15 protein-coding genes are annotated in these 14,317 nt (G+C 65.7%); 4 read left to right on the top strand and 11 right to left on the bottom strand.

The window, feature by feature from the left end; genetic code table 11:
• Positions 1-22: 22 nt before the first annotated feature.
• Both ACP15W_RS04670 and ACP15W_RS04665 read left to right on the top strand, forming a co-directional pair.
• Positions 23-652 (top strand): hypothetical protein, encoded by a 630-nt coding sequence (locus tag ACP15W_RS04670; protein ID WP_424931694.1) that lies wholly within the window; start codon positions 23-25, stop codon positions 650-652.
• A gap of 22 nt (positions 653-674) precedes the next feature.
• A complete protein-coding gene (locus tag ACP15W_RS04665) occupies positions 675-1,361 on the top strand; it encodes an N-acetylmuramoyl-L-alanine amidase (protein WP_424931693.1) in 687 nt (228 codons plus the stop codon).
• A 12-nt stretch (positions 1,362-1,373) separates the two neighbouring features.
• Here the strand turns inward: ACP15W_RS04665 and ACP15W_RS04660 are convergent, their stop codons facing one another.
• From ACP15W_RS04660 to ACP15W_RS04630, 7 genes are all read right to left on the bottom strand, one after another.
• On the bottom strand, positions 1,374-1,652 hold the full coding sequence (locus tag ACP15W_RS04660) for a hypothetical protein (protein ID WP_424931692.1): 279 nt from the start codon (positions 1,650-1,652) through the stop codon (positions 1,374-1,376).
• A 10-nt stretch (positions 1,653-1,662) separates the two neighbouring features.
• Positions 1,663-2,631, bottom strand: coding sequence for a class II fructose-bisphosphatase (gene glpX, locus ACP15W_RS04655; protein ID WP_424931691.1), 969 nt, complete (start codon positions 2,629-2,631; stop codon positions 1,663-1,665).
• 91 nt (positions 2,632-2,722) lie between these two features.
• Positions 2,723-3,238 carry an N-acetyltransferase family protein gene (locus ACP15W_RS04650; RefSeq protein ID WP_424931690.1) on the bottom strand — a complete coding sequence of 172 codons (516 nt, stop codon included), beginning with the start codon at positions 3,236-3,238 and terminating at the stop codon, positions 2,723-2,725.
• A gap of 30 nt (positions 3,239-3,268) precedes the next feature.
• Entirely contained in the window at positions 3,269-4,555 is a 1,287-nt protein-coding gene (locus tag ACP15W_RS04645) for a homoserine dehydrogenase (RefSeq protein ID WP_424931689.1), read from the bottom strand.
• Between the two features lie 149 nt (positions 4,556-4,704).
• A complete protein-coding gene (locus ACP15W_RS04640) occupies positions 4,705-5,202 on the bottom strand; it encodes a YqhA family protein (RefSeq protein WP_424931688.1) in 498 nt (165 codons plus the stop codon).
• Positions 5,203-5,284: 82 nt separating this feature from the next.
• Positions 5,285-5,710 carry a lipocalin-like domain-containing protein gene (locus ACP15W_RS04635; protein ID WP_424931687.1) on the bottom strand — a complete coding sequence of 142 codons (426 nt, stop codon included), beginning with the start codon at positions 5,708-5,710 and terminating at the stop codon, positions 5,285-5,287.
• An 89-nt stretch (positions 5,711-5,799) separates the two neighbouring features.
• Positions 5,800-7,029 (bottom strand): LL-diaminopimelate aminotransferase, encoded by a 1,230-nt coding sequence (locus tag ACP15W_RS04630; RefSeq protein ID WP_424931686.1) that lies wholly within the window; start codon positions 7,027-7,029, stop codon positions 5,800-5,802.
• A 309-nt stretch (positions 7,030-7,338) separates the two neighbouring features.
• On the opposite strand from ACP15W_RS04630, the gene ACP15W_RS04625 reads away from it, so the two are divergent.
• Positions 7,339-9,129 (top strand): GNAT family N-acetyltransferase, encoded by a 1,791-nt coding sequence (locus tag ACP15W_RS04625; RefSeq protein ID WP_424932276.1) that lies wholly within the window; start codon positions 7,339-7,341, stop codon positions 9,127-9,129.
• A gap of 44 nt (positions 9,130-9,173) precedes the next feature.
• Positions 9,174-9,395 (top strand): hypothetical protein, encoded by a 222-nt coding sequence (locus ACP15W_RS04620; protein WP_424931685.1) that lies wholly within the window; start codon positions 9,174-9,176, stop codon positions 9,393-9,395.
• A gap of 93 nt (positions 9,396-9,488) precedes the next feature.
• On the opposite strand, the gene ACP15W_RS04615 is transcribed toward ACP15W_RS04620, so the two are convergent.
• The 4 genes from ACP15W_RS04615 to ACP15W_RS04600 are packed head-to-tail and all read right to left on the bottom strand — an operon-like array spanning position 9,489 to position 14,164.
• A complete protein-coding gene (locus ACP15W_RS04615; protein ID WP_424931684.1) occupies positions 9,489-10,244 on the bottom strand; it encodes a trypsin-like serine peptidase in 756 nt (251 codons plus the stop codon).
• Positions 10,241-11,536 carry a glycolate oxidase subunit GlcF gene (gene glcF / locus ACP15W_RS04610; RefSeq protein ID WP_424931683.1) on the bottom strand — a complete coding sequence of 432 codons (1,296 nt, stop codon included), beginning with the start codon at positions 11,534-11,536 and terminating at the stop codon, positions 10,241-10,243. Before glcF ends, ACP15W_RS04615 begins: the two co-directional genes overlap by 4 nt.
• 6 nt (positions 11,537-11,542) lie before the next feature.
• Positions 11,543-12,709 carry an FAD-binding protein gene (locus ACP15W_RS04605; protein ID WP_424931682.1) on the bottom strand — a complete coding sequence of 389 codons (1,167 nt, stop codon included), beginning with the start codon at positions 12,707-12,709 and terminating at the stop codon, positions 11,543-11,545.
• Between the two features lie 3 nt (positions 12,710-12,712).
• Positions 12,713-14,164 (bottom strand): FAD-linked oxidase C-terminal domain-containing protein, encoded by a 1,452-nt coding sequence (locus ACP15W_RS04600; protein WP_424931681.1) that lies wholly within the window; start codon positions 14,162-14,164, stop codon positions 12,713-12,715.
• Between the last annotated feature and the right edge of the window lie 153 nt (positions 14,165-14,317).

The raw sequence follows: 14,317 nt of genomic DNA, 5'->3' as shown, positions 1-14,317 counted from the left end.
TATCCCGAGAGGCGAGCAATCGATGCGTGCACTATCAATTCTGGCGATCTGCGCGCTGACGGCTTGTTCGAACTCCGTCCCGAGCGATGTGGTGATCTACGAGGTTCCACCGCCGGGCTTCGACGCGCCGCCTCCGGAATATGTCACGACGCCCTCCACAGGCACGGCCTCAAGCAACGGCGGTAGCGCGGCAGCGGCAGCCGCCGGCACGGGCGTTCCGGTCGGGCTGACCTCGGTGCCCACGACCACTCCGACCGGGCAATCCGTCTCGCAGATCGGCGATGACCGGCTCAATCTCGCAGAATTCTCGCTGGAACAGCAGCAGATCGATGCGGCGGCGGCGGAAGCCGAACTCGCGGCGGCCCGCTCGCAACTCGTCGTCGTTCAGCCGACAGGCGTGCCGCAATCGTCCAGCGGGGCAAATATCGCTCTCTTCGCCCAGCAGACCAGCAATGCCGTCGGGGAAAAGGTCTACCAGCGGTCACGCGGCCTCCGCGTCACGTCGAATTGCGGGCGCTACTCCAACCCCGACGACGCCCAACGCGCTTTTCTCGATGCAGGCGGGCCGACCTCCGACAGGCTCGGGCTTGATCCCGATGGCGACGGGTTCGCCTGCAGATGGGACCCTGCGCCCTACCGCGCCCTGCGCTGAGCGACCGGGCGGGCACGCGCCCATGAAGATTTTGGACCGACCCAGCCCGAACCATGGCGCGCGTCGCGGTTGCGACCGGCCGGACATGATCCTGATTCACCATACGGCCATGGAAACCGCTGCCGCGGCAATCGAGCGGCTCTGCGATCCGGAAACCGAGGTATCCGCGCATTACGTCATCAGCGAGAACGGTCAGGTCACGCGGCTGGTCGCGGAGGAGCGACGGGCCTGGCACGCTGGCGTGGGCCAGTGGGGGGCCGTGACAGACATCAATTCCCATTCGATCGGCATCGAACTGGCGAACCCTGCGTCCCTCGGAGGGTTCCCCCCCTTCCCCGAACCGCAGATGGCAGCGCTGGAGGCGTTGATAGCTGATACGCGCATGCGCTGGGAGATACCGCCCGAGCGCGTGCTGGGCCATTCGGATACGGCTCCGGGGCGCAAGTTCGACCCCGGCCCCAAGTTCGACTGGAGGAGACTGGCGCGCTCCGGCCACGCGATCTGGCCTGCACCGGTCGAAACAGGGGCGTCCGAATGGTCCGAATTCAAGCGGGCCGCTCACCGCGCAGGGTATCGCGAACCCGAGCAGGGTTGGGAGGCCGTGCTGGAGGCACTGCGGCTCCGCTTCCGGCCCTGGGCCCTGAACGCGCCACTGGATGCGGAAGATATCGCGATTGTCGAAGGCCTACCCGAAGAAACCACGACCTGAGGCTGTCGGCCTTCAGACGTCGGTGCCGTCGTTCCAATCGTGGTTGCGTGCCCCTTTTGGTGCAGTGCGACCATTGCGCAGAAGCTCCACAAGCTTGCGCATCCCCATCGCAAGCCCGAAGCCCGCTGCAACGAGCCAAATCCCCATGAAACCCGCTGCCGTCAGGTTGCCCGACAGCAGGGATCTCACGAGGCCATAGATCACGATCAGCATTCCAGCCGCCCAGAAAACGATCCAGACGACCATGAAGCCGATCGCGAACTTCTCTTTGCCGCTGCGTGTTTTTTCCACGCGGCTGACCTCAGATGTTATTGTTCTGACGATAGGTGATGTGACGCACCGAGCCGGTCTTGGAGCGCATGAGCACTGTTTCGGTCTCGAGATAACCGCCATCCCAACGCGCGCCGGAAACGATCGACCCGTCGGTTACACCGGTCGCGGCGAAGATGACGTCGCGCGTCACAAGCTCGTCGCGGCTGTAGATCTTATCGAAATCGGTGATCCCGGCCTTCGTGGCCCGCCCACGTTCGTCGTCATTCCGGAACAGGAGCCGGCCGTACATCTGGCCACCCATGCACTTCAGCGCCGCAGCCGCGAGAACACCCTCGGGTGCCCCGCCCGAACCCATGTACATGTCGATATTGGTGCGGTTGGCATCGGCGCAATGCATGATACCAGCAACATCCCCATCGGTAATCAGACGGATATGGGCGCCCGTTTCGCGGATCTCGGCAATCATTTCCTGGTGCCGGGGACGCTCAAGCACGCAAACCTTCACCTCCTTCGCGGTCACGCCCTTCGCCTTGGCGAAGTTCATCACACGCTCCGTCGGGGTCATGTCGAGCGTCACGCAGTCGGTGGGATAGCCCGGTCCGATCGCGAGCTTGTCCATGTAGACGTCCGGGGCGTGAAGCATCGAGCCGCGCGGACCCATCGCAACAACGGCCAGGGAGTTCGGCATGTCCTTGGCGCAGAGCGTCGTGCCTTCCAGCGGATCAAGCGCGATGTCGACCGCGGGGCCGTTGCCGGTGCCGACTTCCTCCCCGATGTAGAGCATCGGAGCTTCGTCACGCTCCCCTTCGCCGATCACGACGACACCTTCGATGTCGAGTGCGTTGAGCTGGGTGCGCATGGCATCCACGGCGGCCTGGTCGGCGGCCTTTTCGTCACCTCCACCAATCAGTCGCGCTGCTGCAATTGCGGCCTGCTCGGAAACGCGGGCAAGACCCAGCGAAAGCATACGGTCGGCAAAGATGTTCGATTCAGACATGTGGGGCCCCTATGATACACCAACGCCTTGCTTCTAGGCCCGCCACCGGTCCGGAGCAACCCGCTTTGCACCAGGCACTCCGCCTGCGCCCTCAAGGGTTCGGCGAGGTGTCGCCCGGTTCGAGGTCGCGCTGCATGTAGACCACGTCGAGCCAGCGTCCGAATTTCTGCCCGACGGCGCGCAGAATACCGGCATGCTCGAAACCGAGCGCACGGTGCAGGCCGATCGAGCCCTGGTTCGAACTGTCGCCGATCACCGCAACCATCCGCTTGTAGCCGGCACGCCCCGCAAGCCGAAGCACCTCCGAAACCAGCGCCTTTCCGATGCCGCGGCCAACGGCATCCGGAGCGAGATAGACGGTATCTTCAAGCGTGTGGCGAAAGGCGGAACGATGGTGAAACGGTGCCGCATAGGAAAATCCCAGCACACGGCCGCCTTCCACGGCCACGAGGTAGGGCAGATCCAGCCCGACCACCCGCTGCCAGCGCGCCCGCATCTCCGCCAGTTCGGGTGGGACCTCTTCAAAGGAGCCCGTTCCCGTCCGCACATGATGACCATAGATCCGGCAGACCTCGTCCAGATCCGCCTCGAGGCAGGGCCTCAGCACAACGCCTTCCGCGCAGCCGCCGCCCGACAATCAGACGTCCTCGATCCGGATCGCGACCGGCGTCTCGAGGCAGGCCTCGAACCCGGCAATCCGCGCCAGCGCGCCATCGAGAGCGGAACGGTCGGTCTCGTGGGTCAGGATAAGCACCGGCGCCCCGCCCTCGGAATGCTGGACCTGCCGCATCCGGTTGATGGATATTCCGGCCTCTCCCAACGCCGTCGCGACCTTCGCGAGCGTACCCGGAGCATCCGTGAGCAGGAAACGCAGGTAGTAGGCCGCGCGGCTCGAGGTCTTCGAGGGGTTGGAAGGCGCCAGCGCGGCGGCGGGATGTCCGAAGACCGGCAGGATGAGCCCCCAGGCCACATCGATCACGTCGCCCATGATTGCCGAGGCGGTCGGCCCTTCGCCGGCACCGGGGCCGGCGAGAATGATTCGCCCGACCGAGTCACCCTCGATCACCACCATGTTTGTGACACCCTCGATCTCGCCGAGCAGGGATTCTGCCGGGACGAGGCAAGGCTGCATCCGGCTCTCCACCGCGCCGTTCTCGACCTGCGTCACACCGAGCAGCTTGATCCGGTAGCCGAGTTCGGCCGCATGCTCGATATCCGCAAGGCTCACGCGCTCGATGCCCTCGATGGTGAGGTTGTCGTAATCGACCCGCGTATTGAACGCGAGGGAGGTCAGCAGGGCGAGTTTCTGCGCGGCATCGAAACCACCGACATCAAAGGTCGGATCGGCCTCGGCATAGCCCAGACGCTGGGCGTCCTCGAGCACCTTGCCATAGGCCGCGCCCGTGCGCTCCATCTCGGTCAGGATATAGTTGCAGGTGCCGTTGAGCACGCCGAGAACCCGCGTGATGGCATTCGCCGCAAGGCCTTCACTGAGCGCCTTAACGACAGGAATGCCGCCAGCCACGGCAGCCTCGAAGCGCAGCGCGACGCCGTTCTTCTCGGCAAGCTCCGCCAATTCGTGACCGTGGCGCGCCATCATTGCCTTGTTCGCGGTCACGACGTGCTTGCCGTTCTCCAGCGCCGTCTTGGTGGTGGCCTTGGCGGGACCGTTCTCTCCGCCCATCACCTCGATCACGAGATCCACGTCGTCGCGGCGCGCGAGGGCGACGGGATCATCTTCCCAGGCATAGGCGGCAAGCGCGACGCCGCGGTCCCGGTGGCGGGAGCGCGCGGATACCGCCGTAATCTCGATCGGTCGACCGGCACGCGCGCGGAGCATCTCCGCGTGGTCCTGGACAATCCTGATCACGCCGACACCGACGGTTCCCAAACCTGCGAGACCAATGCGTAGTGGCTGGGTCATGTCGGCTCTCTGTTCCCCTGAAAATGATCGCCAAGGGGCCTATCGCTTGCGCCGCAGCATGTCCAGCACCCGCGAGGGGCTATTTTGTCGGATCACGTGGTCCGACCACCGCGTGATCAGCATGGCAGCCTCGGGAACGTGCGGGCGATCTAGTTCCGGCGCAGGAGCATGAGAACAGCCGCCGTGCCGAGCAGCGCGAGGTGCACGACCGTCAGCATCAAGATGTTCCGCCAGTCCCCCAGCGTATCCTCCATCACCTCGTGGAGAAGGTGGATCGCGGAAATGATGACGATTGTGGCTGCAATCCGCGGCTTCATCGCGCCGAACCCGTCGCGCTCGGTGATTCCGCCTGAGCCGTCTTCCTCGTCGAGAGCGGAAAACAGCGTGTTGTAGCCGCTGACCATCACCATGCTGATGAGATTGGCGATGAAGATCATGTCTAGCAGGTCCAGCACCAGCAGGATTGACTGGTGACGGTCGAAGAACGTGCCGGAACTCACCGCCGCTATGATGCCATGGAAGAAGGTCAGGCCGAAAAGAACAAGTGCCAGAACCAGTCCGAGGAGCAAGGGAACCTGGAGCCAGTAGGTCGTGATGACCGTGCGCCGGAGGAGGCGTCGCGCCATGTCCTGGTTCAGTTCCGGCACTTTCCTGCCTCGCGCTTCTGATGGGCCGGGCGAAAACCTACTCCAACGATCCGATCTCTTTCAATCGGCGAAAACCTGGTCTTCAGACCTTGCGGAACTCCATCCGGAAAATGACCTCCTCGCCCGTCTTTGGGTCGATCCCCGGAGCGCCGCTGATGGTCAGCCTGTCACCCTCCAGGGTGAAAGGCCTAGAGAGGCTTCCCTGCCAGAACGGGTTCCACGAGCCATCGACGTGATGCACAACACGCCCCTCCTCGAGCGAGTAGGCCGCGACATATGCGAGCATGTCATCGAAAAGTTGCGCCTTCTCGGCTTCTTCCAATGTGTCTCCGCCCGGGACCAGCCGGTCGCGCCGGAAGACAGTCGCCATCATGCGCCCGTCCGCGTGATATGCGATATAGCCGATGGGCTCAGGCCCCAGCACATCCGTCGTCTCGCCTGTGGCCACGGATGTCCGGGTCCAGGCATCCATGCACCACGACCCGATCAGGGCTCCATCATCAGACATGCCATCCTCCCGCTTGTTTCGGGAGAGGATGGCAGATGCCTCGCCCTCACGCCAGCAGGCACTGACACCCGCGAGATGCGCTCGGACTATCAGGCCGCTTCGGCGCGATACTTGTCGAGAAGCGCCTCGGCGTTCTGCATCACCTTGCGCACCCCGCGCGCGGCTTGGCGTATGCGGTGCTCGTTCTCGACCAGCCCGATCCGCACATAGCCCTCGCCATATTCCCCGAAACCGATGCCCGGCGCGACGGCAACCTCGGCCTCACGGAGCAGGATCTTCGAGAACCCCATCGAGCCGATCTCGCGGAACGGTTCGGGCAGCGGCGCCCAGGCGAACATCGTCGCGGGCGGCGGCGGAATGTCCCAGCCCGCGCGGCCCATGCTTTCGACCAGCACGTCCCGGCGCGACTTGTAGGTGGCGCGGATCTCCGCGATGCAGTCCTGCGGCCCGTTGAGTGCAGAAGCCGCCGCGACCTGCACCGGCGTGAAGGCCCCGTAGTCGAGATAGGACTTGATGCGGGTCAGCGCGTCGATCAGCCGCGGATTGCCGACGGCGAAGCCCATGCGCCAGCCCGGCATCGAGAAGGTCTTGGACAGCGAGGTGAACTCCACCGCCACCTCCTTTGCACCCTCGACCTGCAGGATCGAGGGCGGCGGGTTGCCGTCATAGTAGATTTCCGCATAGGCGAGATCCGACAGCACCCAGAGATGATGCTTCTTCGCGAAGGCGATCAGATCCTTGTAGAAATCCAGATCACAGACCTGCGCCGTCGGGTTCGACGGGAAGGAGACCACGAGGGCCACCGGCGCCGGCACCGAGTGGATCACCGCGCGCTCGAGCGACCGGAGATATTCCTCCGGGTCGAAGCGCCCCTCATGAAGCGTCGGGACATGGCGGAGCGTGCCCCCCGCGATCATGAAACCGTAGGGGTGGATCGGGTAGGACGGGTTGGGCACCAGCATCACGTCGCCCGGTGCCGTGATCGCCATGGCGAGGTTCGCAAGACCCTCCTTCGAGCCCAGCGTCGCGATGATCTCGGTCTCGGCATTGAGCTTCACCCCGAAACGCCGCTCGTAGTAGCCGGCTTGGGCCCGGCGCAGCCCCGGAATGCCCTTGGAGGCAGAATAGCGGTGGGTGCGCGGCTTGCGCACCGTCTCGACCAGCTTCTCGACGATATGCGGCGGCGTATCCATATCCGGATTGCCCATGCCGAAATCGATGATGTCCATCCCGCCCGCTCGGAACTCGGCCTTCAGACGGTTCACCTCGGCGAACACGTAAGGCGGCAGACGCTTGATGCGGTAGAATTCCTCGGCCATGGCTGGACACTTTTTCCAAGAGGGAAAGAGCCGAAACGGATAAACCCTGCCGCGCCGCGTTGCAACTGCTGCGAAAGGCCAAGATGCCATAGCCATCTGCATCCCGCGGAGCGGAAATTCAGCTGCATTCTGACCAGATGCCCCAAATTTCAACAGATTGACGGGCGGTGCTGCTCCCACCTGCCACCCGTTAGGAATTTGATAACCATGGCTCCGGCCTGATGGATCTCAAGACGGCACCCGCCCGCATTGGGCCCGGCCGATGCCTCCCGATCCACAGATGACCGACAGGACCCGCACGTGACGCAGATGTTCGACAGGAATGGCCCGTTCCCGAACCGGGCTTCCGGAACCACACCCTCGCCGCCTTCTCCCGCAACCGCACCTCCCGGTGTTTCGGCCCGGCTGACGCTCCCGGAGGCGGGCACCGGCTTTCACATCGATCTCCGTGCGCGCCCGCACCGGATCGACGCGGAGGCCGAAATCGACGGCATCCGGCGCAGGATACGTGCAACCGGGGATCTGGCCGACCGGCTGATCATGCTGTCAGGCACCGGTGCGAAAGACATCGCCGTCAAGGGAGAAGAGATGCCCGACGGCGCCTTCGCCATCCGCTCGATCTGCGAACGGCCCGCACGCCCCGGTCGCAAGCGCGTCCTCGTCTTCGGTGACAGCAACACCTGGGGATGGGCCTCCACCGGGCTCGACCAGCCCTGCGAGCGCCTGCCCGACGGGGCGCGCTGGACATGCGTGGCCAGCCGGCTGCTCGGCAGCGATTGCGAGGTGATCGTCGACGGTCTCGTCAACCGGACGACGGATCTCGACATGCCGCGCGGCTGGGGATCTGTCTCGGGCGAAGGCTTCAACGGCATGAGAAGCCTGGAGGTGGCCATCGCCCGCACCATGCCGCTGGATGCGGTGGTGATCGCCCTCGGCACCAACGACCTGCAACGCCAGTTCGGCCGCGAGGCCCCGGACATCGCGGCGGGCATCGCGCGCCTCGTGGCCGTGGCCGAAGCCGCAGCGGGCGGCGTGAACACGCGCTACCCCGCCCCGCGAGTTCTTGTCGTCGCACCTCCCCGGATCGATGCCGTGCCCGCGCCCCGCATGGGTCGGGTCTTTGCCGGTGCGGAAACCCGCTCCGTGGGCCTTGGCGCGGAAATCGCCCGCGCCCTGCCCGATCTGCCCCTGATCGACCTTCAGGACCTCATCGGCGCAGCGCGCGGTCAGGACGGCATCCATCTGACGGCCACCGAACACTACGTGCTGGGAGCGAAGGCCGCCGAACAGATCCGGGCCCTGCTGTCTCCCGAACGTTTTTCGCGCAGCCTGCAGGCGGAAATATCTCTGCGCGAATCCGACCCACACGAGCGCGCCGCACTTGCCGCGCATCTCAAGCGCCTTTCCGACAGATCGCGCGCGCTCAGGTTCGGTCACGCGGTCAACGTGGAGGCGGTCGAGAAGATCGTGCGCTCCGCTGCACCGAGCCGGCTCTACCTGATGCGCCACCACGGCACGGTGCGGGGCGCGGTCGAGCTTTACCCGATCAGTGCGACCCGTGCCGAGATCGGCCTCTCCGTCGAGGACAGGCTGCAGGGTCAGGGCCTAGGACGGAGGCTCTTCGCCGCAGGCATCGCGGCCGCACACGAGATGGGTGTCGAACAGCTTCTGGTGATCTGCGTCGAAGAGAATGCCGCCATGCGCCGCCTCGTCGAGGTGGCCGGGGGCGCCATCGAGCTAGACGATGGCGAGGTCACCTGCTGGCTCGACGTGCCGAGGGCCATTCGTGCGCTCCGGGCCCATTGCACGGAGCTTGCGCGGGTCATCGCCCAACCGGCGGTCGCGCAAAGACCAACGTTCGCGGCAAGCGGCGCGGTCACCCCGGTCGCAACCGAAGTCTCCGCAACAGACGCTTTGCCCCAACCTTCTCCCACCAATGCGGGCGAATTGCGCGCCCTTCTCCACGCCCTCTCGCCCTTCATGCAACCCTACCTCAACATGCAGCGCCGGACGTTCGATCTCCAGCGCCAGGCACTGGAAATGCAACGCAGATCGGTGAAGGTCGGGATTTCCGTGATGTCGCAACGCCCGGACCGCTGACGGGCAATTCCGGCGGACCGCTTCTGGCCCAGGACGGCTCGGTGATGGGCGTAGTGGTCGCCCGGCTCGGAAAGGAATACATGATCGAGCAAACCGGTTCCCTGCCCGAAAACATCAACTATGCCGTGACCGGCGCGGCCCTGCTCGATTTCCTAGACACTCATGCGGTCAGCCTGCCGCGTCAGCCCGGAGAGACCTCGCCCGAAGGGGCGGGTATTGCCGAGCGAATACAGCGGGCGGTTGTGCCCATATTGTGCAGCGGCTAGCCGGAATTCCACTTGCCGGGATCACCCACTGAACTGTGTTTCGGGACAGAACGGCCTGTCGGAGCGCAATCCGGGCAAGCGGAGGCGCACGCCTCACCGCGCCAGTCCGGCGCGCAGACGCTCGACCTCTCCCGCATCGACGCGGACGACGTAGGTCGCTGCGTGACGCTGGCCGAAGACCTGCGCGATGGCCGATGAAACGGCATAGATCCGCGCCTCGCCGCCGTTCAGTTCAAGCACCGGCGCCCCGGAGGCGCCGAAGGTGATGCGGCAGGACAGCGTCACGAGATTCCCCCGCTCCCGCAGCCTCGTGCAGGGACGGACGATCGAAAGCGCCTGCGACCGCTCTCGACTGTAGGAGACGATCGCCAGCCCTTCCGGCTCCCCGGCAACGCCCACCGACAGGGGCGCGGCATCCTTCGCAGCAACCGGCGCATCAAGCCGCACGAGCGCCAGGTCCCGACGCAGCGAGCGCAGGGGGCGCCGTGTCTCGAATTCGAAATCCGGCGGGATGGCCGTCGCCTCGACCCCGCGCAGGGCGGCATAGCTGCCCCTGTCGAGCCCGGCGACGAACTTCATCTCCGAGGTTGGCACACGCCGCCCGGTCGTGGGGTGGAACAGGCAGTGCGCGGCCGTCAGCGCTTCCCGTGCCGATATGAGCGTCGCCGTGCAGAACCGCCGCCCCGCCACGTTGAGCCTCCCGATCCCCCGAAAGGGCGCGGCCTCGGTCGGGGAGAGCATCCGGCCGTCGGCCTCCGATGCCGCCTCCTGAGCCGGAGCCGGGACCGCCAGCAGAAGGCTGGCGAGCAGAGCACCCGCCATGGATCGCATGATGGAGCGGGGCGTCACTGCGCCAGCCCCTCCAGTGCCGCCGGGCGCGGCCCGCCCGTGGCCCAGTCGAGCAACTCCGCCGTGTGAACCACCGGTGCAGAGATGCCCGAACCGATCTGCATCATGCAGCCGATGTTCCCGGCCGCGATCACCTGGGGCGCGACTTCGGACAAGGTGGCGACCTTGCGGTCGCGCAGCTCGGTGGCGATCTCCGGCTGAAGGAGGTTGTATGTCCCGGCCGAGCCGCAGCAGAGGTGCGGGTCGCGCGGCTCCACCACCTCGAAGCCGGCCTTGCACAGAAGCGCCTTGGGCAGATCGCGGATCTTCTGGCCATGCTGCAGCGAGCAGGCAGCGTGATAGGCCACCCGGAGCGGCCTGGTGGTGTCACGCGCTTCGATCCCCAGATCAGTCATCACCTCGGTGATGTCACGCGTCCGACCCGCGACCTCTGCCGCACTGTCCGCCAGCGCATCGCCCTCGAACATGGTGCCATAGTCCTTCATCGTGGTCCCGCAGCCCGAGGAGTTGACCACGATCGCATCGAGCCCTTCGCCCTCGATCTCGCGCTGGAAGGCCCGGATATTGGCCGCCGCGAGGGCATGGCTCTGGGCTTCGCGCCCCATGTGGTGGGTCAGGGACCCGCAGCAGCCCACGCCGCGCACGACCACCACCTCGCAGCCATGTCGCCGCAGCAACCGGATCGTGGCCGAATTGATGTCGGTATTAAGCGCGCGCTGCGCACAGCCGGTGAGGATCGCCACGCGCATCCGACGCGCGCCCTCGGCCGGAAAGACCTGCGGATCGTCGTCCCGGCTCACAGGCGGCAGAGACGGCGGCGCAAAGCGCACGAGCGCCTTCAGACGCCCCGGCAAGAGCCCCGCGAAGGGCCGCGAGATCCAGGCGCCCAGCATCACGAGCCGGAACCGACGCGGATAGGGCAGCACATGGGCGAGGATCCAGCGCAGCGCCCTGTCGGGCAGCGGCCGGCGATAGGTCTTCTCGATATGGGCGCGCGCATGATCCACCAGATGCATGTAGTGCACCCCCGAGGGACAGGTCGTCATGCAGGAGAGGCAGGAAAGGCAGCGGTCGATATGCCTCACGGTGCGTTCATCCGCGGGCCGTCCGCTCTCCAGCATGTCCTTGATGAGGTAGATCCGCCCCCTGGGACTGTCGAGTTCGTCCCCCAGCACCTGATAGGTCGGGCAGGTCGCGGTGCAGAAGCCGCAATGAACGCAGGTACGCAGGATCTTGTTGGAGCGCGCCACGGCCGGATCGGCAAGCTGTTGGGGCGTGAAATTCGTCTGCATCCGGCCTCAGGCTCCCTCGCTGACACGCATCTGCCGCGCGTCCCCCATCAGTCCGGGATTGAAGACGCCCGCGGGGTCGAAGCGCGCACGCAAGCCTGTAGAAAGCGCGGCAACTGGCTCGGGCTCGGGATGAAACACGCCCCAGCGCGCCCGCGTTTCCGCATCGCCCCGCACCAGCGTGGCATGGCCTGGTATCCCGGCCATGGCCGCCCGGATGTCATGGTCCTCGGACGCAAGCACCCAGAGGAGCCCCCCGGCCCAGTCAAGCAGCACCTCCGCCTTGTCGAGAATGCTTGCCAGCCGCGCACCGTCGCCCGGTCGGACAGAGATGCGCCAGAGCGCCCCGGTGCGCGCGCCCATGCCGGACGCATCGCGGATCGACTCCCAGATGCTCCCACCCTCCAGGGTGCGTGTCGGACCGAAACGACGCAGCACGGCCGCGAGTTCACGCACCCGATGCCTGACAGACCCCTCCAGCCCTTCAAGTCGCAGGACCGTCATCGGCGCACCCTCGGGACCATCGGGCAGATGCGCCGCGCCGGACACGTCATAAGGTGTTCCAAGGGCCGCGATCATCGCCGCCGAGGCCGTGGCCAGATCCAGCCCGTCGAGCACCACGCTCGCCGTCACCTCCGGGCGCGGTTGAACCCGGAAGGCGACCTCGGTCATCACTCCGAGCGTGCCATGGCTGCCCGCCAGCAGCTTGACGAGATCGAGCCCCGTGACGTTCTTCATCACCCGACCGCCATTCTTGATCACGGTGCCGGAACCATCGACGAAGCGCACACCAAGCATCGCATCGCGGCAGGCGCCCGCCTTGATCCGCCGCGGACCGGAGGCGTTGACCGCCGCCATGCCGCCGACCGTCGGCGTGCCGTTTCGCCCCGAAAGCCCCAGCGGGTCCCAGGGCTCGAAGGCGAGATGCTGTTTCTCCGCCGCGAGCAACGCCTCCACGTCACGCACGGGCGTACCCGCCTTGACCACGAGCGTCAGCGCGCCTGGCTCGTAGAGCGAGACACCGGAAAGCGCGCGGGTGGAAAGCACGGCATCGACGGGAAGCTCACGGGAGTTTCGGGTTCCACCGCCACGGACCGCGAAAGTCTGACCCGAAGACGCCGCCTGTCGGATTTCGTCAGCGAGTTCGGCCTCGCTCTGGGGAAGTATTGTTTCCATGGATCAGGCGGCGTCTGAATGCGGATGCGACCGCCGGCCTTCGCTCGCCTCCAGCGGAAAGACCTTGGCGGGATTGAGCAGCCAGCCCGGATCGAACACGTCCTTCACCCGAAGCTGCGCCTCGAGATCCGCAGGCGCATACTGGTGGTTCATCAGGTCGCGCTTCTCCACACCCACGCCATGCTCGCCGGTGAGACACCCCCCCACCTCGACACAGAGCCGGAGGATGTCCGCGCCCAGCGCCTCGGCCTTTTCCAGTTCGCCCGGTGTGTTCGCATTGTAGAGCAGGAGCGGATGCATGTTGCCATCACCCGCATGGAAGACATTGGCGACACCGAGCCCGTAGCTCTCGGTCAACTCACCGATCCGGCGCAGAACGTAAGGAAGCTCGCTCACCGGAATCGTGCCGTCGAGGCAGATGTAATCGGCAATCTGGCCCATCGCCCCGAAGGCCGCCTTGCGTCCCTTCCAGATCAGCGCGGATTCCTCCGCCGAGCCGCTTTCGCGCAGTTCCAGCGGATCATGACGGCGCGCGATCTCGATGATGCGCTCGAGCTGTTCGGCGATCTCGGGCTCGGAGCCCTCCACCTCAACGATCAGAAGCGCGGGCACGTCAGGATAGCCGGCCTTGGCGAAATCCTCGCAGGCGCGGATGCACGGCCCGTCCATGAACTCGATCGCCACCGGCAGGATACCGGCCTTGATGATGTCCGAGACACAGGCGCCCGCCACCTCGCTCGACCCGAACCCCATGAGCACGGGCCGCGCCCCTTCGGGCTTCTTCAGGATACGCAACGTTGCCTCGGTGACGACGCCAAGCTGGCCCTCCGAGCCGCAGACGAGCCCCAGCAGGTCATATCCCGGCGCATCGAGATGCGCCCCGCCAAGTTCGACCACCGTGCCGTCCATCAGCACCATCGTGACCCCGAGCAGGTTGTTAGTCGTGACGCCGTATTTGAGACAATGCGCGCCGCCCGAATTCATCGCGATATTTCCCGCGATGGCGCAGGCAAGCTGGCTCGACGGATCAGGCGCGTAGAAATATCCCTCCGCCTCCACCGCCCCGGTCACGCTCAGATTGGTTCGGCCCGACTGCACCCGGATGAAACGGTTGTCGTAGTCGGTTTCCAGCACATCCGTCAGCCGCGCCACGCCGAGCACCACGCAATCGGCCGTGGGCAGCGATCCGCCCGCAAGGCTCGTCCCCGCCCCGCGCGGCACCACCGGAATGCCCTCCCCATGGCAGAAGGCCAGGACCTTCGAAACCTCCTCGGTCGACGATGGCAACACAACGGCGAGCGGCGGACAGCGATAGGCGGTCAGCGCGTCGCATTCATAGGCGCGGGTCTCGATCGGATCGGACACCACTGCACCTCTCTGCACAAGGGTCTCGAGCTGGCGGACAATATCTGCCTTGCGCGCCAGAATGGCCGCATCGGGCTCCGGCATCTGCATCGGGGGCTTCCTCCAGGATGGCCTTTTCCTAAGGGTAGGCCGTCAAACGGTGCGTGCCAAGTACGCTCTCACCCACCGTCATGCTGCAACTATTTTGCGTATACGCAACAAAACCATTGCATCAGCAACAGACTGCAGTCATAGTCCTTGCAT

It is taken from the genome of Amaricoccus macauensis (assembly GCF_049800915.1).
GTDB classification, from domain to species: domain Bacteria; phylum Pseudomonadota; class Alphaproteobacteria; order Rhodobacterales; family Rhodobacteraceae; genus Amaricoccus; species Amaricoccus macauensis_A.
The sequence above is the reverse complement of the archived record's forward strand: the minus strand, read 5'-3'. Positions and strand labels throughout refer to the sequence as shown.